We start from the raw sequence: 20476 nt of genomic DNA, 5'->3' as shown, positions 1-20476 counted from the left end.
GAAACAGCGAGGAAAAATGGAAAAGATCAGGGTAGGAATTATTGGTTCGGCAGGATATACGGGAGGAGAACTCCTGCGTATTTTGATATTCCATCCACAGGTGGATATCGTATTTGCCAATTCGGCTTCGAATGCCGGCAATAAATTGGCCGATGTTCATAACGATCTTTTTGGCGATACGGAATTGACCTTCTCGTCCGATTTTCACAGTGATGTGGATGTTCTGTTCCTTTGTGTGGGCCATGGAGATGCCAAGAAGTTCTTGGATGCGAATCCCGTGGATCCAAGGGTAAAGATCATTGATCTTTCTCAGGATTACCGCTTACGGGCAAATACGGCTTATCAAGGCGCACAGTTTGTGTATGGTTTGCCGGAATTGAATAAGGAAGCGATAAAATCGGCTCAATACATTGCTAATCCGGGTTGCTTTGCGACCAATATCCAATTGGCATTATTGCCATTGGCTTCAAAAGGATTATTGAAAGGTGAGATCCATGTGAATGCCACAACGGGTTCTACTGGAGCTGGGCAGAAGCCATCGGCAACCACCCATTTCTCCTGGAGGAACAACAACCTTTCAGCCTATAAATCTTTTGAACACCAACATCTGCAGGAGATCTCGGAATCACTTGATCAATTGCAGCCTGGCTTTTTACCGGAAGGTGATGGGCCATTGGCAGCTGCTGAAGGTTCTTTGTTAGAACGTGCAGCAAGTAGGATTAATTTTATTCCGCAGCGCGGAGATTTTGCAAGAGGAATTTTCTCTGCTATTTATGTAGATGTTGATCTTTCAGAGGAAGAAGCCTATGAGTTGTATGAGGATTTTTATGCAACGCATCCATTTACACATGTTTCAAAAGCTAACATTGACCTGAAACAGGTCGTGAATACCAATAAGAGTATCATGCATCTGGAGAAGCATGGCAATAAATTATTGATCTTAAACGCAACGGATAACTTGCTGAAAGGCGCATCCGGCCAAGCTGTTCAGAACATGAACTTGATGTTTGGCTTGGATGAAAGAGCCGGCTTGAATTTGAAGTCGGTGGGATTCTAAGGGGGGTAGATTATAGATGTTAGACGTTAGATGATAGACTTCATCCGTCATTGCGAGGAACGAAGCAATCTTCCCGCATGTCATGCTGAGCGTAGTCGAAGCATCTGTTCGTTAGTAACTGTATAGATCCTTCGACTGCGCTCAGGATGACAAAGATTACGCTCAGGATGACAAAGATTACGCTTAGGATGACAAAGTCCAAAGATTGCTTCCTCGTACCTCCTCGCAATGACGGCAAAAACCTTCGCAATGACGGCAAAGCTCCTCGCAATGACGGGGTTGAACAAAAGAAATAAAAATCCGAAAACAGTAAACAAACAAAACAATAAAAAAGCCTGGAAGATCAATTCTCCCAGGCTTTCTATTTAAACTAAAACACGTTCATTAATCAATGAACAATTTTAGCACACTTGTCAAAAGTCTATTATCTAATATCTATTATCTAATGTCTAATAGATATTACTATCTATTTCTCCAACAAATTAACTTTTCTTTCAACAGAAACGTTATCACCTGTTACTGCATTTCCATCTTTATCTACCAAAGTAAGAACTACAGTTGCTTCGCCTTTAGGTAAGTTCAATACTTCATAAGGAACCCATTGATCCAACATGAACTCTTGACCATTGATAGTCGCTTTTACTTTATTTGCATCCGCTCCTAATGTAGTATTAGATACAAAGAAGTCCAACAACAACACATTAGTCTCATCGCCTTTATAATCGCCTTTCGGACGGCTATAGAATACTGATGGTTCTGTTGGTTGAGGAAGTTCGGTGATCTTTCCATCAGCTTCTACTTTGAACTTGATCAATTTCGAAGCATCTGCAGTCTTGATCGACTCATGGAATGAACGTGACAAGAACGACAATAAGTAATGCTCAGAGTTTACAGGAACTGTAAACGTATGTTCTGGTTTATACAAAGCAACATACGGCTTATTATCTAAGATAAAATGGATATGTTGACCATCATGGGAGTTAGCCATATGATGGGTATGCTCAGTCTGTTCAGTCAAGTTAAAGTTTGACACACCGTATTTAACAGTGATCTTCGCTGAATCGGCACCTAATTTCTCTGATGTTAATTCGGTAACTTTCAATGTCGCACCTGGAAAATCCTTAGCATGAGGAAGTGGATTTACGGCAATTGCACCAACAGAATCTGCTAATGCAGTCGTGTCTCTTACTTCGCCATCCTTGTTTTTAGTTGGAGTGTTACATGAAGCCAATAATACTGTTGCTGTAACTACTGCCAATGCTGATTTTAATGTTTTCATTTTTTTATATTTAGTCGAATTGATAATATGATAACAATTTGAATCCAAGATAGTTTGTTTTTTATTGAAATACGACGTCTAAAGCTGCTTTTATAGCAACTAATGTCTGATTTAAGTCATCTTCTGTGTGTGCTGCCGAAATAAAGCCCACTTCATATCCAGAAGGGCCAAAATAAATACCACGGTTCAAAAGCTCTCGGTGCATGACTTTATATTTTTCCATGGAAGCAGGATCAATTTCATCCGCACGTTGGATTTTATCGTTTTCAGAAAATGCAAACCAGAAAATAGATCCGATCGTCGTGATGTTGACCACATAATTTTTCTCTTGGATATATGCACGGATTTCTTCCACAAACTTTTGAGTGGTAGCTTCCAGCTGCTCATAGAATCCAGGAGCTGCCAGAATGGAAAGGGCGGCAATTCCAGCCGCCATAGCTACGGGATTTCCAGAAAGCGTACCTGCCTGATAAACGGCTCCATCAGGTGAGATGCATCCCATGATTTCTTTTGATGCGCCATAGGCACCTACAGGCATCCCGCCACCGATAATCTTACCATAAGTTAGGATGTCAGGTTGGATGTCGTAATATTTCGAAGCGCCTTCGAATCCCAAACGGAATCCGGTTATCACTTCATCAAAGATCAATAATGATCCATTTTCTTTGGTTATATCCCGTAGGAAGTGGATATAATCCTTATCCTGAATCAATAAGCCATTGTTCGCGGGTACTCCTTCGATGATTACTGCAGCGATCTGATCTTTGAAGTCCGCAAAAACCTTTTCCAAAGCCTCTTTGTCGTTCAATGCAATAACGATCGTCTCATCCGCAAACGCTTTTGGAACACCTGCAGAAGAGGTTTCTCCAAAGGTTACCAGACCGGATCCTGCCTTTACCAATAAGGAATCGGAATGCCCATGATAGCAACCTTCAAACTTCACGATCTTATCTCTTTTGGTATATCCTCTTGCCAAACGAATAGCCGACATCACCGCTTCCGTTCCAGAACTTACAAAACGTATTTTTTCAATCTTTTTGTTGTTGTTGAGGATAAGTTCGGCCAAGTGGTTTTCCAATTCCGTTGGAGCACCAAAACTCAAGCCTTTACTTAATTGTTCCTGTACCGCTTCTCGAATCTTGGCGTTGTTATGCCCTAAAATCAACGGCCCCCAAGAACAACAGTAATCGATAAATTCATTGCCATCGGCATCCCATAAATGTGCCTGGTCTCCACGCTCAATAAATAGGGGAGTTCCATAAACAGATTTAAAGGCGCGAACAGGAGAGTTTACCCCTCCCGGGAAATATGCTTTTGCCTTCTCAAATAATTCCGCTGATTTCTTACGTGAAATATCCGAAGTAGATGTTGTCATTTCTTAATGTTTTTTATTTTAACAAAGGTACTATTTACGAATTAGTATTAAAAGAAATGGCCTCCCAAAGGAAGGCCATTCATTATCTTTTAGAAGGAGATTATTTACCTTCTTCCAATACTTTAGTTACTAATTCAGCAGCTTCTTTCAATAAGATCGCTGAGTATACCTGAAGACCAGATTTGTCGATCAATTCTTTCGCTTCTTTAGCGTTTGTACCTTGAAGACGTACGATAATAGGAACTGGGATATTTCCGATTTCATTGTAAGCGTCGATAACACCTTGCGCTACACGGTCACAACGAACGATACCTCCGAAGATGTTGATCAAGATTGCTTTTACGTTAGGGTCTTTTAAGATGATGTTGAAACCAGCTTTCACTGTTTCTGCATTTGCCGTACCACCAACGTCCAAGAAGTTTGCAGGCTCACCACCAGCAATCTTAATGATATCCATGGTAGCCATCGCTAAACCAGCACCATTTACCATACAACCTACATTACCATCTAATTTAACGTAGTTAAGGTTTGATTCACCCGCTTCAACTTCGGTTGGATCTTCTTCCGTAACATCACGCATAGCAGCGATGTCAGCATGACGGTATAATGCGTTCTCATCTAAGTTAACCTTAGCATCAACTGCCATGATCTTATCATCAGATGTTTTTAATACCGGGTTGATCTCGAACATAGAAGCATCAATAGAATCGTATGCTTTGTATAATGCAGCTACGAACTTCACCATATCTTTATGTGCAGCACCTGTTAATCCTAGGTTGAAAGCAATTTTACGTGCTTGGAAACCTTGAAGACCAACTTTAGGATCGATTTCTTCTTTGAAAATTAAGTGAGGAGTTTTCTCAGCTACTTCCTCGATGTCCATACCACCTTCAGTAGAGTACATAATGATGTTACGACCAGTTGCACGGTCTAACAATACAGACATGTAGAATTCTTTTGTTTCGCTTTCGCCAGGGTAGTAAACATCCTGTGCAATCAAAACCTTGTTAACTTTTTTACCTTCTGGACCAGTCTGTGGAGTAACCAATTGCATACCGATGATGTCTGTTGCGCGTTGCAATACTTCATCATGGTTTTTTGCTAATTTTACACCACCACCTTTACCACGGCCACCCGCATGGATCTGTGCTTTTACCACAACCCAATCCGAGTTGAATTCTTCTTTCATTCTCTTAGCAGCTTCAACAGCCTGCTCTGGGGTTTCGGCAACAATACCTTCTTGTACTCTTACTCCGAAACTCTTAAGTATTTCTTTTCCTTGATATTCGTGAATGTTCATTGATAAAAAAATTTGCTGTAAAAATAGGTTATTTATTCGGAAGGGGCAAGATATTATTTCGATAATTGCCTTGTTTTTTTGCTAATTTTGTATAAGCATAGAGATTAAAAAACAATGAAAGTACATTTATCAAGACAGAACGATGCGGTTCATTTCGAAGCATCCAGCGAGTTGTCATCCGTGAAAGTAAATATTGATGGGCCAGATTCCATCGGCGGCGAAGGAAAAGGTGTCAGACCTATGGAATTGGTGCTGATGGCTTTGGGTTCTTGTAGTGTATTCGATTTGACTACCATCCTCCAAAAACAACGTCAGGATCTGCAGGATATTCAAGTGGAAGTAACAGGAGACCGTCGGGAAGAAATACCTAATATCTTCACGAAAATTCATATTGCATTCCGTTTAAAAGGCGATATTGATGAGGCAAAAGCGCAAAAAGCAGCTGAACTTGCCGTGAAAAAATATTGCTCTGTACATGATATGTTAGCTCAGGGTGGTGTGGATATCACCTACAGCATTCAGATCAACTAAGCCTTATTTCATTACTAATTTCGATGGGAAAACGACATGTTGTGGTTCTGCAACATGTTCCTTCTTATCGATGCAATCGAATAAGATTTCCGCAGCCTTCTGGGCCTGCTTATCCGGATATTGTTCAATACTTCCCATTGGCGGATTGTCCATGTATTTCCATAATGGATAATTGGCGTAGGAGATGAAGAACATATCCTGATTCAAAACAATGCCCTTCTGCTTCGCATACCGAATCAGATCTAGGGTTACAAAATCATTGAAGGAGACTACGGCAGATGGTCGGTCGGCTAGGGAGCATAGTTTTTCCATCGCTTCCTCATTCCCTTTCTCTGTTAGATCGGTATGGACAACATAGCTTTCGTCCGAAGTGATTCCTTGTTTTTTAAGGGCTTTTAAAAAGGCTTCTGAACGTTCTTTGGACGCAAGTAGGGATTCTGGTCCATTGATCAAGGCAATCTTACGATGTCCTCTTTCTACAAAAGCATCGATAGCCTCGATCATACCTGAAGAAAGATCGCTATATACTTTATGTACGTTATCCAGATCTGGGACACAATCAAAAAATACTACTGGGATTTCGGTTTTGGAGAGGATATCCACAAAGTCGGTATCTCCCGTGTTTTTCCCTAGGGAAATTAAAATACCATCCACACGATGCTTTTTGAAGGTCTGGATGATATGGCTTTCGCGGTTCTCATCATCTAGGGATTGCCCTAAAAGTACGGTGTACTTCTTTTCATCCGCCACATCTTCGATGGCACTGATCGCCTCAGAAAAGAAAGGTTCCGATAATTTCGGGAGAATAACACCGATGGTAAAGGTCTTACGCTGTTTGAAAAAGATAGCAGTCTGGTTAGGCTCGTAAGCCATTTCCTCGGCCATTTTCTTTACACGCATGGTCGTGACCAAGCCTATACTCGGATGGTCGTTCAATGCGCGCGAAACCGTTGAAGGTGAAATCTTCAACTTTCGCGCAATTTCCTTAATCGTTGTTGGTTTGTTCCCTGCCATGCAGTAAAGTTAAGAATTAAATAACTAATTCTTAATCCTTAATCATATTCCTCTCACGTAATTTATTAACGGGAACTGCAGAAGATGTTCTGGTTGTACCTGTTTGGCTACTTGCTTTGGCACTGCTTCCTGATAAGGTATAAGAACCTGAACGGATATGCTGTATAGCCGTAGCTAACATATCCTCACGAAGATCTCCAAAATCAAAGCGAACATTGTCAAAAACACCGGGTTTATCGGCTGGAATGCCATCCCAATAATCGGTATAGCCTGCGCTGTTTACAATCTTGAAGGATGCTGCCCAAAGGCCTGCTTTGTTTAGGATATCCTGACGGAAGAACCCTACAGGTTTGCCATAAGTACTTCCATGTTCTCCAATAAGGCGCACATTAGCATAGGGTTTCAGCGCGGAAATCACAATTTCTGAAGCTGATGCGGTATAATCCGATACCAAGAAATATACATCGGTAATATTTGTCGCCGAATTGTTGAACATTACATCATCAAATTCACGACTTCCTTTGGCCTTCTCTTCTTTCAGGTTTTTGTTGATATCGTAGCTGAACATCAATTTACCTGCGCCATTGCTGTTGACGATTTTGTTCGCCAAGTATATAGCAGTACTGACATAACCACCGGTATTATATCGCAGGTCGATAATAATCTTGTTGATGGCCTGTTGGTTAAATTTATTGAAAGCTGCATTCATGGCATTATACATGGCCGTGTATTGACCAGCATCATTGGTCATTTCTTCAAAGGATGATAACGCGAAATAACCCACCTTATCAGCATTTACGGTATAAACACTGTCTTTTACCACCGGGAAAATATCGTAGGAGCCATAAGTAAGTGTTTTAGTGAAAGGAACTCCGGCCCTTTCCAGATCCAATACCAATTGGGTTTTGTTCAGTTCCGCTTCAATTAACCTGAAGTTTTTACCCAATGCCTCCACGCCATTTATTTTGATGATTTTATCCCCACGTTTAATCCCAGCTTTGTCGGCTGGTGAATTACCTTCTGAAAGGCCTACATAGGCTGCTGAATTGGCATCTCCACCTTCAAAAACAACAAAGAGCCCGAAACCATCATATGTATCTGCCCGGGCACTTCTGCTAGAAGTCGAACTGATATCTTCGATCCAAGAGAACCTATCCAAAGGACCGGTATAATTTTCAACGATGTTCTGTCCAGGACCATGAAATACATAATCATTTTTAACAGGCGTTAATCCCATTAAATGATTTAACAAGCTTTCGCCACTGCTATATTTATCGCTGATGTCCGAAATCGGGTTATACACAGGAATGCTGGATTCCCAGTAAGAAAGGTATTTGTAATAGAAATAGATACTATCCCGCACTTTCTCATCCGTAGTTCTGTTGTTGCTTACAGGAGGTTTTTCAGGAGATGGGATTTTATCCGTATCCTTTTTACAGGATGATAGTCCGATAAGGACTAAAAAAAGTAGGGTGAAATATTTATTCAGCATGTGCCAATTCTATGTTAAAATGTATGTATTGTTGCTTGCGCAATTATAATTCCAAATTATAGACTTAGCACATGCTGATTAGATTAATTACTTAAGGATGTTTTTTAAATTTTGCTCATTTGAAAACTTAAACATACCGGTAATGTGAGGTGTCTGAGGTTGTATGCTCGTTGCTTCCATCTCAGGTTTTCCCGATTTTGTCGTTCTGCGCATACTCGCTGAAGCACTACGATATGTTCCGTTCGTGATATGATATAGCGCATCCGAAAACATACGCTCGTTTGGATCTCCTAATTGAAGTGCAAAGCTTTCGTACGAATCCGTTTTTTCACCTTTCAATCCATTGAAATAATCACCAAATTCATCCTTGTTTACCATTTGGAAGGAGGTGATGTAATACGAACCATAACCATGGACTACTTTGGATTCAAAGAAACCAACAGGTTTTCCATAAGTTCCAATGGACCCATCATTGCCTCTCACTGTGATCAATTGTACATCCATATACGGTTTCAAGCTGTTGATCACCAATTCGCTAGCCGATGCAGTCTGCTTTGTTCCAAGGAAATATACGCGTTTTAGGTTCAGCGTGTTTTTCTTGTCGAAATAAACAGGACCAAAAGCTTTGCCGGGTTGCAATAATCCAGCATCTTCCAATACATAGTTCACTTTATATTTATACATCAATGCTTTTGCATGGGTGGTTGGCACCAATTGATTGGCTAAATATTCCGCAGACCAAGTTGATCCACCACCATTATAACGCAGATCAATCACTAGCTCATCCACGCCTTCAAAAGCTTTGAACACATTTTCCATCGCTGTATGATAGCTGTTTGGCTGCCCCTGGTTGTTGTATAGATTGACAAATGAGGTATATGCCATGTAACCTACTTTCTTACCATTATGATCGATTACTTTATTGACCATGATCGGATCAATCTGGTAGGCATCGCCCGTAACGGTAATCGTGCTTTCCTTACCATCGATTGGACTTACCACCACTAATTTTAAGGTTTCGCCAGAGAAGAATTTCATGGCGTTCTTAAATTCATTAGCACTCTCCGAATTATAATCAACCTTAGTATCCCCGTTGATGCTGACTACTCGCATTCCACGAATCAAACCCGCTTTAGCTGCTGGTGAGTTCTTTTGAACATAACGGATATAAAGATTCGCGTTGGTTGAACCAGCTGATTCCAACAGGAATATCGGTGTAGCACCGGTCTCTTTATACACACCTTGTTGAATTTCTTCACTCACAGTTCCAGCGCGGTCTACGAAACTGAAACGATCCAGTGTAGCGGATTTTCTCAACTCATCCAATACCTCTTCTGCGGTCTTAAATTTTCCAGTGAAGGACTTTAAGTCTGGCTCATTACCGATCAGTTTTGGCTGCGGTAATTTATCCGTCCATAAGGATAGGGCTAAAGAATAATAATAAGCCGAATCTCTGAACAAAATTTCTTTTTCAGCATCTTTATCAGTCTCCGTATTTACAGGATCTTTTTTACAGCTGGCGGCTACCACTAGGGCTAAAAGCGCCCCCACAAGGATTTTCTTTTTAAACATAATTAGGTTAGTTTTTCTTCTATGAAAATAATCTCTTCGGGTAAACACCCATTTTCAGAAGCAATATAAGGAATTGGATCTATATTGCGGAATACCAATTCATCGATAAAATAGACTTTCACCCCTTTTTCTAACCCTTGCCAGTCGATGTGCTTGAGCTTGTTCAGCTGCAATGCAGGATTACCCTTAGTCAAAACGGCAATCGTTTTCCCTTGTTCCAATAAGGCTGCAAAAAGCAACTTAATTTCATTAAATAACAATAATTTTAGCGGTAAATGCCCATTAACCTGCAATCGCTCATAATTTTCGCTATAATCCTGTTCAAACTTGAATTCTTTTTTAGCCGCCTCAAATACAGCAGCCTCACCTTCGGAAAACAACTTTTCCTTCATAAAGGCAGTTAGGGATTTGCTGATTTCCCGAGCCTCGGAAAATTCAACAAATTGTCCAAAGAGGTAATATATCTGTAACAAATAATCGTGCTTAGGATAAAGCACATCATCCAATTCAAAGAGATATACTTTCTTATCCATTGGGATATCTTTCCAATTCATCTTTATATGATTACTCAAGCTTTATATAGTTACTAAGGCCAATTCTTCTTGATCATCCGAGACCATCAACAATCCGGTTGCCGGTAAATGCAGTTTCTGTTCTACATCCAGGCCTTTTCCTTGTAAATAAATATGGATCTCCGCTTGGGAGGGAGGATTTTCAATCGTAAAATACACAGGTAGATCCGATAGATTAGGCACTAAAGGAATAATATCGTATTCTTCGAACAATAACTTAGATTCTGCTAAACTATTGATCTCCGATTCGCCCAAAGGCAGGATATAATCGATCTGTTTGTCCAAGCTTAATTTCAACAATTCATGGGCATAGGTCGGATTTACTCCCGTTGGTATTTTTAGGTAATTTGCCTGTAGGAAACTAGGCACTTCTTCAGAGCTGGCAAAAACGACTTCAAATTTATCTGAAAATTGTTTGGCCAAACGTTGCGCCAGGGGACGGGTCCCATAGGTAATCAATATTTTTTGCATAGTGTAATTCTAATAAATCAAACCATCACGCATATGAATGGTGCGATCAGAAATCCTCGCCAATTCTTCATTATGCGTTACGATGATAAAAGTCTGTTGCATCTTATCCCGAAGGTCAAAGAATAATTGGTGCAAAGCGGTGGCATTTTCAGAATCCAGGTTACCCGAAGGTTCATCTGCTAGGACCAATGTAGGATCATTGATCAAGGCTCTGGCCACGGAAACCCGTTGTTGCTCACCTCCCGACATGGCCGAGGGTTTGTGGTTGGCGCGATGCTTTACACCCAGGATCTCCAAGAGCTCCAAGCCTTTCTGTTCAACGGTCTTGCGGTCCTTGCCGGCAATATAACCCGGAATACAGACATTCTCCAAAGCGGTAAATTCCGGAAGAAGATGATGGAATTGAAATACAAAGCCGATATGTTTGTTTCGGAAATCACTTAACTGCTTTTCTGAAAGCGAGAAAACATCCTGGCCTTCCAACATGATCGTTCCACGGTCAGGCTTATCCAAGGTGCCAATAATGTGCAATAATGTACTCTTTCCGGCTCCGGAGGCTCCTACGATGGAAACGATTTCTCCTTTCTTTACCGATACACTTACCCCTTTCAGGATTTCCAAATCTCCGTAGGATTTGAATATGTTGTTGGCTTGTAAGATCATAATGCGAAAATAAGAAAAAAAGCCACCCCGAAGGGTAGCTTTTTTATAAGTCGTCTGCTATTTTTCTAAAATTAGCCGGGGAAATTAACCCCAGGATATAGGCTAATGTCCATTTTACCAATGGAAGAGCCGTATTGTTTGTTGATGGCATCAATGAACAGGTTGGCTACAATAGCATTTCCCATAGGGGTTAAATGCACACCATCCAATGAAAACGCATTACCGGTAATGTATGCTGAACTGATCATCACACCGTTATAGATATAACCCGTTTTAACCTTGTTCAAAAAGGCATGAACATCCGCTAAAGCTAGCTTTTTGGCCGCCGCAGTCTCTTTGATAAAGGTATTGATTTCTGAGATACGGGAAACCACTAAGTTGATTTCTCCTTCATCCAAAACATATTTACTTTCAATGGGATTCAATGGATGCAAACCATAAGGGATTTTTAATGCATTTTCAACACCCAATTTAGCCGTTGGGAAAGTCAATATAAACAGATCGTTAGCTGTTGCTATACGTGGTGTGCCGTTTCCAGTTGCGATATATACATTTTTGGCTTGTCCACCTGTTGCCGCTTCTACAGCTGCATTTAAACGTGCTGTGGTAACCGTATTAAAGAAAGGGACACTGGTTACATCAGGAATGGTCGCTACCACCCCTTTTTTCTCTCCTTGGGTTAAGGTTGTGATGAAAGCAGTATAGGCCGCTTTGAAAGTTTCCAAACTGATTAATTTGTTGGTAATGTTTGATTCCACGCCACCATTTGTCGCAAAACCTAACACATCGTTATTTCCTAACCAAAAAGAGAAGAATGTATAATCGTGTGATCCTACGTATTGTAGATAGCTGGTAGAATTTTTGGTCGCATCAGGTAACAAACGTTCAAAATAAGGGTTTCCTGCTTCCGAACCCATGCCTGGTTGTGTTCCAAGATCCAAACGCATGCCTGGTACACCTAAGTTTTGGATTGGATCCAAATATTTTGTGTATAAAGGACCTCCTTGGGCATTCTTTCCTCGTTCGGCCTGTGCAGCAACTGGTTCAGTGATCGGTGATCCGGAATCTGTAAACCCTTTGAAGGTAATATATCCAGAACCATTTGCTTGGTCGGCACTAAAAAATGGGGAGGTAAATGCTCCGCCGCCAACTTCTTTCATCTTTTCAGCGATCAAGTTCGGGAATGCCACTTTTTGTCCTTCTAAGTAAAGGCCATTGTTGGAATATCCAGCCGTTAGGGAGTTTCCGACAGCAATGAATTTTGAAAAATCTGCTGTACCTTTGGTCGCTTCCAATTCATCTAAGCTGGGCGCACATGAACTAGCCAATCCCAATAAGGCTAATCCGATATATAAGTTAAATTTATTTTTCATGTTGATCATAATTTGATTCCTACCAAGAATAGCTTAATGAAATTCCTGGGGCGTGAATATTGGTTTCGTAAGCACCTGATAATTGGGTTTCCGCGTTGGTAGTTGTTCTTTTCAGGATTTTTTGGAACACATAAGCCGCAGACATTTGCCAATTAGGCGTGAACTTATAAGTCAATCCAGCTGCTGCCATCATACGGTTGTTATCTGGCGTCTCAGGATATACGTATTTTGCCTGCACTGGTGTATACACATAACCGGTACCTGCTCGTAGCTCCAATTTATCTGTGGCCTCATAGTTGAAACCAATTTTCGCTGAAAATGCATTCTGATAATTTTTTTCGGATCGCGTATCTTGAAGGGTAGGGGTGTTGTTCTCATAATCGAACACCAACTCTTTGTAAATGCTGTAATCGATGAAGGATGCATCGATCGCTGTTTTCACTTTCTCAGAAACAGGGAAAGCAATACCTACGTTGAAAGAAGCCGGTAAAGGCAATTCAGCATCAAATTTACCGTTCGGGAAATTGGCAGCCAAAGATGCCGGAACATCGAAAGTTGCATCTCCACCTTCTAATTTCGTAATCACTTTAGAACGGTAGTTCAAGGAAATAGCAAATTCATCGGCTAGGTTATAGTGAACACCTAGGTTATATCCCATTCCTGTGCCTGTTCCACTTAAATCAGCCTGGCCGGCTTTTCCGTCAGAACCGAATACCGGTAATGCTCTTCCTAAATCTACGATACCTACGTTATACACAAAACCACCACCAACGCTGAATTGGTCTGTGATCTTAAAGCTTAATGTTGGTTGGATGTAAAATGCACGCATGGAAAGATTGGTCAATGAATATCTTCCCGGCCATTCCTTGCCCCAATCTACCGATCCACCGTAAGGGGTATAGATCCCGATACCTGCTTTCCACCAAGAATCCTTCGGTCCAAATGCAGCAAACAAGGAAACCGGAGGAGAGATTTGAAAACGTGTATGATGTACTTCGGAGCTACCTTTCTCTTGGAAGGCGGAGCGATACATGATCGCACTTGCACCCAGGGAAATGGCGTTGTTTTCCATTTTTACCAATGCACCTGGATTGTAGAGGATCGATGTTTCATCAATAAACAAAGCGGATCCTGCTCCAGCCATACCCACTGCTTTTTGGCTTTGGGTATTTACCTGCGAACCTTGGGAAAAGGCAAGGGCAGGCGATGCCATGAGTAAACAGAGTAATAATCGTTTCATATAAATATTGATTAGCGTTTTAAGTTTATTTTAATATTATGCTAACATAGTAAATAATTATTAAAATATTAAATATTTGTCAACTTTTAATAAATCGGTAGGTAATCCATTTTTTATCAAACATATTTTAAGCTATATTGGTTTTAGATTTATAGAAACTAAAAAAAATAGGCTATTATGGCAGAAGTATCATTTAAAGGTAATGCAGTGCATACCAGTGGAAATCTTCCCAAAGTAGGAGATGTAGCTCCAGATTTTACATTGACGACAGGAGATCTGTCACAAAAATCATTGAAGGATTTTGCAGGAAAACAGGTTATATTAAATATTTTCCCAAGTATTGATACTGGAACTTGTGCAGCGTCGGTTAGACAATTTAATGAGAAAGCATCAGGATTGGATAATACAGTGGTGTTATGTATTTCGAAGGATTTGCCTTTTGCGCAAAGTAGATTTTGCGCAGCAGAGGGATTGGATAATGTGATTACTTTGTCTGATTTTAAAGATGAGTCTTTTGCTCAGGCATATGGTGTGAAATTTACGGATGGTCCTTTGACAGGTTTGTTGAGTAGATCAGTGGTGGTGGTTGATGAAGATGGAAAAGTGAAATATACAGAGCAGGTCGCTGAAACGGTAGAAGAACCGAATTATGAAGCTGCTTTAGCAGCTTTGTAGAAGTTTGTGAAATAATACCCGTCATTGCGAGGAGGTACGACGAAGCAATCTTTCGATTAGTGTAAAGATTGCTTCGTCGTGCCTCCTCGCAATGACGATAAAGCTCGCAATGACGTAAAAAGCCTATCAATTACAGTCTACCTACTCGCTTCCAAAGCTTGCAAGATATCCTCAATAATATCCTCTTGATCCTCAATACCAATCGACAACCTGATTGTCCCAGGTCTTATCCCCAATTTCTCCCTTTCCTCTTCCTTCAATTTCGAATGCGTAGTTGTACCAGGATGGGTAGCAATAGACCTTGAATCCCCTAAATTCGAAGTATAAAGAATCATTTTCAAAGCGTCCAAAAACTTAAATGCCCTTTCCTTACCACCCTTAACTTCAATCGTCACAATTCCACCCCCTGCTTTCATCTGTTTCTTCGCCAGTTCATACTGCGGATGCGAAGGCAGAAAAGGATATTTCACATCCAGAATCTCATCATGTTTTTCCAAAGTCTCGGCCAATGCCAAAGCATTTGAACAATGACGATCCATCCGCAGTCCCAATGTTTCTATACTCTTCGAAAGAACCCAAGCATTAAATGCCGACATCGCTGGTCCGGTATGGCGAATAAAAAACATCAGTTTATCCATCAATTCCTGCTTTCCAACGATCACCCCGCCCAATACACGTCCTTGTCCGTCCATGTATTTAGTGGCCGAATGAATGGATAGATCAAAGCCATATTGTAAAGGCTTCTGAAGGTATGGCGTAGCAAAGCAATTATCGATCGCAAAAATAATGTTCGGGTATTTCTTCTTCAGACCTCCTAACCATTCCAGATCCACCAATTCCAGACCCGGATTAGAAGGCGATTCCAAAAAGATGAACTTGGTGTTCGGCTGGATCGCTTTTTCCCATTCCTCCGGATTGATCGCATCCACATAGGTGGTGGTCACTCCCCAGCGTGGGAACAACTGCGTGAACAATTGATGGGTAGAGCCAAAGATTGCTCTAGAAGAAACGATATGGTCTCCACTTTCTATAAAACCTGCAAAACAAGCAAAAATAGCACCCATGCCCGATCCAAATGCCAAGCCAGCCTCAGCTCCTTCCAACAAACATACCTTATTGATGAACTCCGTTGTGTTCGGGTTAGCATACCGGGAATAGACCATTGCCTCTTCCTCTTCCGCAAAAACCGCACGGCCTTGTTCTGCACTGTCGAATATAAAACTGGATGTTAGGTATAAGGGCACCGAATGCTCCCGGATGTTGGATCGTTGAGCCTGTTCTCGGATGATTTTGGATTGTTCTTTGTTCATGATGAACAAATGTATTTACTTTTTAAGAAAAATCTCCAAATACTAACCATAATTTTCCGCCTAAATCCCTGTTTTTTATTACGCAAAGGTTTGCTTACTTGCCTTAGGATTTGCCATAGCAAGGCAATTTCTTTAGATTTGTTTGAGAAGGATTTGGATTCCAGTCCAAATTGAAAAACATCAAAATCAAATAAATGAAAGTAATTGCAATTGGTAGAAACTATATTGATCATGCCAAAGAATTAAATAATCCAGTCCCTGAAAGTCCGGTGATTTTTCTAAAACCCGATACGGCCATACTAAAAGACAATAAAGATTTCTACTATCCAGAATTTTCCAAAGATGTACATTATGAAGTAGAAGTAGTATTACGCATTTGTAACGAAGGAAAACATGTTTCCAAGAAATTTGCCAATAAATATTACGATGCCATCGGTTTAGGGATCGACTTTACGGCACGTGATATTCAGTCAGCCCACAAAGCAAAAGGCTTACCTTGGGAATTGGCAAAGGCCTTTGACCATTCTGCAGTGATCAGTCCGCTGATTCCGAAAGATCAATTCGAGGACCCTCGCAATCTCTCTTTCTCCATGAAGAAGAACGACGAAACTGTTCAAGAAGGAAATACCCAGGATATGATTTTTGATTATGATAGCCTGATCAGTTTTGTATCAACCTACATCACCTTAAGAAAAGGCGATTTAATTTACACAGGTACACCTGCCGGCGTAGGACCTATCCAGATCGGGGATAAACTGGAAGGGTTTTTGGAAGGCAAAAGCATGTTTACCTGCCATATCAAATAATATGAAAAAAAGCACACTCACATTGATAACAACCCTGATGCTTGGCCTAACAACCCAGGCACAGAACCCAAATATCATTACCTCCAAAACCTATCCACAAGGGTATTTTAGAAACCCTTTGAATATTGCGCAGGATGCTTCCGGTACTTTTGGGGAATTAAGGTCCACCCATTTTCATGCGGGGGATGATTACAGGACCCAGCAGCGCATTGGATTGCCTTTGCATGCTGCCGCTGAAGGTTATGTTTCCCGATTAAGGGTACAGATCGGTGGTGGCGGAAATTCTGTCTACATCACCCATCCTAATGGCTATACCACCGTATACCTGCATATGGACAGCTTTAATTCTACCTTGACCAACATCATGAAAGCGGAACAGTACAAACAGAAGCGTTTTGATGTGGATATGGAATTGAAGGAAGGGCAGGTGAAATTAACCAAGGGACAGTTTATCGGAAATGCGGGAAATACAGGAGGTTCTGCCGGTCCACACCTGCATTTTGAAATCCGGGATACGAAAACCCAAAGACCTCAGAATCCACAACTTTTCGGGCTGAAGTTTACCGATAATTATAATCCAACCATTAATGGGATTACGGTGTATGATCTCCAAGATCCCTTGTTCAATGAAGGCACACCAAGACGTCCTCAAGCCGTTAAGGCATTGGGGTCTGGGCGTTATACCCTAGCTTCCGGTGCAGTTATTCCTGTGAATGGAAAGTTTGGTTTAGGGATCAATACCATTGATAGGCATCGGGCAGGAGGATTTCAGAACGGCGTCTATTCCATCGAATTGTTCTTGGATGGAAAAGCGATCTCTACCGTGCTCTTTGAAGAACTGGATTTCAACAGCTCAAGTGCTATCCACGGATACATCGACTTTGCCACTTTTAAAAGAACGAAAGCGAAAGTGCAGAAAAGCTTCAAAGATCCGGGAAACCCCATAAATATCTTCAAGCACCTGGATAACCAAGGAATCATTGAATTGAAGGATGATCAGGTCCATGATGTAAAATATGTGGTAAAGGATGTCCGCGGAAATTGCAGTGAATTGAATTTTAAGGTTCAGAATAGATCCAGTTATCAACCAAAAGCTAATCCTGCGAAAGGCGAACTCTTCGCCTATAATAAGGACAATAAATATACGGTAGATTTTATCCAGGTAGATATTCCAGAAGGCGCATTATATTCCGATCTGGATTTCAATTATAGCCAGAGTGCTCAACGCCCAAATTCCTATTCCCAAGTGCACCATGTAGGAAGCACTATGGTACCCTTGTTTTCGACCTATAAACTCAGCATTAAACCAACCAATCTCCCACCCCATTTGGAAAGCAAAGCGTTGATTGCATCGGTGCAGAACGGTTCGGTAGGTGGTAAATTCGAAAAAGATTGGGTAACCGTGAATACCAAGGTATTTGGCTCCTTTTATATCGTGGTGGATACCATCGCACCGACAATTACCCCAAGGAATTTCAGCCCTGGCAAGAATGTGGCCGCCCAATCTAAGATAGATTTTACCATTGCCGACAACTTTTCGGGAATCCAATCGTTCAATGCCTATATAGATGATCAATGGGTACTGATGGAATACGATTCCAAGAATAGGCACCTGTGGCATCGCTTTGAACCTAGTCTTTCCAAAGGCCAGCACCGATTCAAATTGGTCGTGAAGGATTGGAAGGACAATGAAAAAGTGTATGAAGCAAATTTCACCAGATAAGACTATAAGATAATTCTCACCAAATAAGAAAGATTATGGCAACATTAGCAATAGGGGATCAAGCTCCTGCAATTACAGCAAAGGACCAACAAGGAAATACAGTTAACCTATCGGATTTTAAAGGGAAAAAGGTAATCCTTTATTTTTATCCAAAAGATAATACACCGGGATGTACCACCGAAGCTTGTAATTTCCGGGATAATTACCAAAGCCTAAAGCAGGATGGTTTCGAAGTGATCGGCGTAAGTACCGACAGCGAGCAGTCCCATCAGAAGTTCATAGAAAAATTTGAATTACCCTTTACCTTATTGGCCGATGAGGATCAGAAGATCGTGAATGATTATGGCGTTTGGGCAGAAAAAAACATGTACGGTAAAAAATACATGGGCACCAATAGAACCACTTTCGTTATCGATGAGGAGGGTAAGATCGAACATATTATCAAAAAAGTGGACAACAAGAACGCAACCCAACAAATTCGGGACTTATTGGCAAAATAAGTCATACGAATACATTATATTTGCCCCTTATGAGCAAGCAAACAGACGATTTTTTCAAGAATATTATTTCCCATGCGAAGGAATATGGTTTTGTTTTTCCTTCGAGTGAAATATACGACGGCCTAAGTGCCGTATATGATTATGGTCAATTAGGTTCTGAACTGAAAAACAACCTGAAGACCTATTGGTGGAAATCCATGGTGCAATTGAATGAAAATATAGTAGGTATTGATGCCGCTATTTTCATGCATCCAACCACTTGGAAAGCTTCCGGACACGTGGATGGGTTCAATGATCCCATGATCGACAATAAGGACTCCAAGAAACGCTATCGTGCAGATCAATTGATCGAAGATAAAATCGACCGTTATGAAAAGGATGGTAAAACGGATAAGGCCGCGCAGCTACAAAAAGATCTAGATGATGCCTTGAATGCGGATGATCTTGCTCGTCTAAAAACCATAATTGAAGACCATAACATCGTTTGTCCTATCTCGGGAACCAAGAACTGGACCGATGTGCGTCAATTCAACCTGATGTTTGCTACCCAAATGGGTGCTATGGCTGATGGAGCAGAACAAGTATATCTTCGTCCGGAAACGGCACAGGGTATCTTTGTGAACTTCCTGAATGTTCAAAAGACAGGTCGTATGAAAATCCCTTTTGGTATTGCGCAGATTGGTAAAGCCTTCCGTAATGAGGTCATCGCTCGTCAGTTCATCATGCGTATGCGTGAATTTGAACAAATGGAGATGCAATTCTTCGTTCGTCCAGGCTCGGAATTAGACTGGTATAAGCAATGGAAAGAAACACGTTTGAAATGGCATTTGGCATTAGGAGCAGATCCTAACAAATACCGTTTCCATGACCATGTGAAATTAGCGCATTATGCGAACGCTGCAGTCGATATCGAGTATCAATTCCCATTCGGTTTCAAAGAAGTGGAAGGTATCCACTCCCGTACAGATTTCGATTTAAAACAACATCAGGAATTCTCAGGAAAGAAACTTCAATATTTTGATCCTGAAATCAACCAGAGCTATATCCCTTATGTGATTGAAACCTCTATCGGATTGGATCGTTTATTCCTTACCGTATTGGCGAATAGCCTGGTACAGGAAGACCTTTCTACCGAGGAAAGACAGGATTCACGCGTGGTCTTGAAATTCCATCCAGCGATCGCTCCAGTGAAGGCTGCGGTGTTACCATTGACCAAAAAGGATGGCCTACCTGAAAAAGCAAGAGAGATCATGGCGAAATTGAAATTGGATTACAATATCCAATACGATGAGAAGGATTCCATTGGTAAGCGCTATCGCCGTCAAGATGCCATCGGTACGCCTTTCTGTATCACAGTGGATCACCAGTCATTGGAAGATAATACCGTAACTATCCGTCACCGCGACAGCATGGAACAGGAACGTGTAAATGCAGAAGATCTAGAAAGGATCATTGCTGACCGGGTAAGTTTAAGTGGCTTATTGAAACAATTAATCTAATCTTTAGAGGAATATATAAAGCCT

19 protein-coding genes are annotated in these 20476 nt (G+C 41.1%); 7 read left to right on the top strand and 12 right to left on the bottom strand.

The window, feature by feature from the left end:
• The first annotated feature begins 16 nt into the window (after positions 1–16).
• Positions 17–1057 (top strand): N-acetyl-gamma-glutamyl-phosphate reductase, encoded by a 1041-nt coding sequence (gene argC / locus E3D81_RS02405; RefSeq protein ID WP_134776282.1) that lies wholly within the window; start codon positions 17–19, stop codon positions 1055–1057.
• A gap of 466 nt (positions 1058–1523) precedes the next feature.
• Here argC and E3D81_RS02400 read toward each other — a convergent pair whose 3' ends face one another.
• The 3 genes from E3D81_RS02400 to sucC all read right to left on the bottom strand — a co-directional run bounded on the left by E3D81_RS02400 (position 1524) and on the right by sucC (position 5011).
• A complete protein-coding gene (locus tag E3D81_RS02400; RefSeq protein WP_099368141.1) occupies positions 1524–2336 on the bottom strand; it encodes a hypothetical protein in 813 nt (270 codons plus the stop codon).
• A 61-nt stretch (positions 2337–2397) separates the two neighbouring features.
• Positions 2398–3711 (bottom strand): glutamate-1-semialdehyde 2,1-aminomutase, encoded by a 1314-nt coding sequence (gene hemL, locus E3D81_RS02395; protein ID WP_134776281.1) that lies wholly within the window; start codon positions 3709–3711, stop codon positions 2398–2400.
• A gap of 100 nt (positions 3712–3811) precedes the next feature.
• Positions 3812–5011 carry an ADP-forming succinate--CoA ligase subunit beta gene (gene sucC / locus E3D81_RS02390; protein ID WP_099368143.1) on the bottom strand — a complete coding sequence of 400 codons (1200 nt, stop codon included), beginning with the start codon at positions 5009–5011 and terminating at the stop codon, positions 3812–3814.
• Between the two features lie 114 nt (positions 5012–5125).
• Here sucC and E3D81_RS02385 point away from each other — a divergent pair, with 114 nt between their 5' ends.
• Positions 5126–5542, top strand: a complete 417-nt coding sequence (locus E3D81_RS02385) for an OsmC family protein (RefSeq protein ID WP_099368144.1) — start codon at positions 5126–5128, stop codon at positions 5540–5542.
• A gap of 3 nt (positions 5543–5545) precedes the next feature.
• Here the strand turns inward: E3D81_RS02385 and E3D81_RS02380 are convergent, their stop codons facing one another.
• From E3D81_RS02380 to E3D81_RS02345, 8 genes are all read right to left on the bottom strand, one after another.
• Complete coding sequence (locus E3D81_RS02380) at positions 5546–6556, bottom strand: LacI family DNA-binding transcriptional regulator (RefSeq protein WP_099368145.1); 1011 nt, start codon at positions 6554–6556, stop codon at positions 5546–5548.
• A gap of 31 nt (positions 6557–6587) precedes the next feature.
• On the bottom strand, positions 6588–8048 hold the full coding sequence (locus tag E3D81_RS02375; RefSeq protein WP_134776280.1) for a S41 family peptidase: 1461 nt from the start codon (positions 8046–8048) through the stop codon (positions 6588–6590).
• Positions 8049–8135: 87 nt separating this feature from the next.
• Positions 8136–9620, bottom strand: coding sequence for a S41 family peptidase (locus E3D81_RS02370; protein ID WP_134776279.1), 1485 nt, complete (start codon positions 9618–9620; stop codon positions 8136–8138).
• 2 nt (positions 9621–9622) lie between these two features.
• A complete protein-coding gene (locus E3D81_RS02365; RefSeq protein ID WP_134776278.1) occupies positions 9623–10174 on the bottom strand; it encodes an HAD hydrolase-like protein in 552 nt (183 codons plus the stop codon).
• A gap of 21 nt (positions 10175–10195) precedes the next feature.
• Positions 10196–10663, bottom strand: coding sequence for a hypothetical protein (locus tag E3D81_RS02360; protein ID WP_134776277.1), 468 nt, complete (start codon positions 10661–10663; stop codon positions 10196–10198).
• A gap of 9 nt (positions 10664–10672) precedes the next feature.
• Entirely contained in the window at positions 10673–11323 is a 651-nt protein-coding gene (locus E3D81_RS02355) for an ABC transporter ATP-binding protein (protein ID WP_180268542.1), read from the bottom strand.
• A gap of 74 nt (positions 11324–11397) precedes the next feature.
• Positions 11398–12699, bottom strand: coding sequence for an SGNH/GDSL hydrolase family protein (locus tag E3D81_RS02350; RefSeq protein WP_134776276.1), 1302 nt, complete (start codon positions 12697–12699; stop codon positions 11398–11400).
• A gap of 19 nt (positions 12700–12718) precedes the next feature.
• Positions 12719–13939 (bottom strand): OmpP1/FadL family transporter, encoded by a 1221-nt coding sequence (locus tag E3D81_RS02345; protein WP_099368151.1) that lies wholly within the window; start codon positions 13937–13939, stop codon positions 12719–12721.
• A 177-nt stretch (positions 13940–14116) separates the two neighbouring features.
• On the opposite strand from E3D81_RS02345, the gene tpx reads away from it, so the two are divergent.
• A complete protein-coding gene (gene tpx / locus E3D81_RS02340; protein ID WP_099368152.1) occupies positions 14117–14614 on the top strand; it encodes a thiol peroxidase in 498 nt (165 codons plus the stop codon).
• Between the two features lie 137 nt (positions 14615–14751).
• On the opposite strand, the gene E3D81_RS02335 is transcribed toward tpx, so the two are convergent.
• Complete coding sequence (locus E3D81_RS02335) at positions 14752–15924, bottom strand: trans-sulfuration enzyme family protein (protein WP_099368153.1); 1173 nt, start codon at positions 15922–15924, stop codon at positions 14752–14754.
• Positions 15925–16118: 194 nt separating this feature from the next.
• Between E3D81_RS02335 and E3D81_RS02330 the strand changes: the two genes are divergently transcribed.
• Genes E3D81_RS02330 through E3D81_RS02315 form a run of 4 tightly spaced genes read left to right on the top strand, consistent with a single transcriptional unit; the run spans position 16119 to position 20452 of the window.
• Positions 16119–16730 (top strand): fumarylacetoacetate hydrolase family protein, encoded by a 612-nt coding sequence (locus E3D81_RS02330; RefSeq protein ID WP_134776275.1) that lies wholly within the window; start codon positions 16119–16121, stop codon positions 16728–16730.
• A gap of 1 nt (position 16731) precedes the next feature.
• Complete coding sequence (locus E3D81_RS02325) at positions 16732–18453, top strand: M23 family metallopeptidase (RefSeq protein ID WP_134776274.1); 1722 nt, start codon at positions 16732–16734, stop codon at positions 18451–18453.
• 35 nt (positions 18454–18488) lie between these two features.
• Positions 18489–18953 carry a thioredoxin-dependent thiol peroxidase gene (gene bcp / locus E3D81_RS02320; RefSeq protein ID WP_134776273.1) on the top strand — a complete coding sequence of 155 codons (465 nt, stop codon included), beginning with the start codon at positions 18489–18491 and terminating at the stop codon, positions 18951–18953.
• Between the two features lie 29 nt (positions 18954–18982).
• Positions 18983–20452: a glycine--tRNA ligase gene (locus E3D81_RS02315; protein ID WP_134776272.1), complete on the top strand. Its 1470-nt coding sequence runs from the start codon at positions 18983–18985 to the stop codon at positions 20450–20452.
• The last annotated feature ends 24 nt before the right edge of the window (positions 20453–20476 follow it).

Source organism: Sphingobacterium sp. CZ-2, from assembly GCF_004526235.1.
GTDB lineage: Bacteria > Bacteroidota > Bacteroidia > Sphingobacteriales > Sphingobacteriaceae > Sphingobacterium > Sphingobacterium tenebrionis.
Note: the sequence above shows the minus strand (reverse complement) of the source record. Positions and strands in the feature narration are given on the sequence as shown.

Bases quoted from the DNA above. Each gene is read 5' to 3' on its own strand.
- E3D81_RS02375 (WP_134776280.1), bottom strand. From the start codon at position 8,048: ATGCTGAATAAATATTTCACCCTACTTTTTTTAGTCCTTATCGGACTA.
- E3D81_RS02325 (WP_134776274.1), top strand. From the start codon at position 16,732: ATGAAAAAAAGCACACTCACATTGATAACAACCCTGATGCTTGGCCTA.
- E3D81_RS02315 (WP_134776272.1), top strand. From the start codon at position 18,983: ATGAGCAAGCAAACAGACGATTTTTTCAAGAATATTATTTCCCATGCG.
- E3D81_RS02380 (WP_099368145.1), bottom strand. From the start codon at position 6,556: ATGGCAGGGAACAAACCAACAACGATTAAGGAAATTGCGCGAAAGTTG.
- E3D81_RS02335 (WP_099368153.1), bottom strand. From the start codon at position 15,924: ATGAACAAAGAACAATCCAAAATCATCCGAGAACAGGCTCAACGATCC.
- sucC (WP_099368143.1), bottom strand. From the start codon at position 5,011: ATGAACATTCACGAATATCAAGGAAAAGAAATACTTAAGAGTTTCGGA.
- E3D81_RS02400 (WP_099368141.1), bottom strand. From the start codon at position 2,336: ATGAAAACATTAAAATCAGCATTGGCAGTAGTTACAGCAACAGTATTA.
- E3D81_RS02330 (WP_134776275.1), top strand. From the start codon at position 16,119: ATGAAAGTAATTGCAATTGGTAGAAACTATATTGATCATGCCAAAGAA.
- E3D81_RS02360 (WP_134776277.1), bottom strand. From the start codon at position 10,663: ATGCAAAAAATATTGATTACCTATGGGACCCGTCCCCTGGCGCAACGT.
- E3D81_RS02345 (WP_099368151.1), bottom strand. From the start codon at position 13,939: ATGAAACGATTATTACTCTGTTTACTCATGGCATCGCCTGCCCTTGCC.
- E3D81_RS02350 (WP_134776276.1), bottom strand. From the start codon at position 12,699: ATGAAAAATAAATTTAACTTATATATCGGATTAGCCTTATTGGGATTG.
- hemL (WP_134776281.1), bottom strand. From the start codon at position 3,711: ATGACAACATCTACTTCGGATATTTCACGTAAGAAATCAGCGGAATTA.
- bcp (WP_134776273.1), top strand. From the start codon at position 18,489: ATGGCAACATTAGCAATAGGGGATCAAGCTCCTGCAATTACAGCAAAG.
- E3D81_RS02385 (WP_099368144.1), top strand. From the start codon at position 5,126: ATGAAAGTACATTTATCAAGACAGAACGATGCGGTTCATTTCGAAGCA.
- E3D81_RS02370 (WP_134776279.1), bottom strand. From the start codon at position 9,620: ATGTTTAAAAAGAAAATCCTTGTGGGGGCGCTTTTAGCCCTAGTGGTA.
- argC (WP_134776282.1), top strand. From the start codon at position 17: ATGGAAAAGATCAGGGTAGGAATTATTGGTTCGGCAGGATATACGGGA.
- tpx (WP_099368152.1), top strand. From the start codon at position 14,117: ATGGCAGAAGTATCATTTAAAGGTAATGCAGTGCATACCAGTGGAAAT.
- E3D81_RS02365 (WP_134776278.1), bottom strand. From the start codon at position 10,174: ATGAATTGGAAAGATATCCCAATGGATAAGAAAGTATATCTCTTTGAA.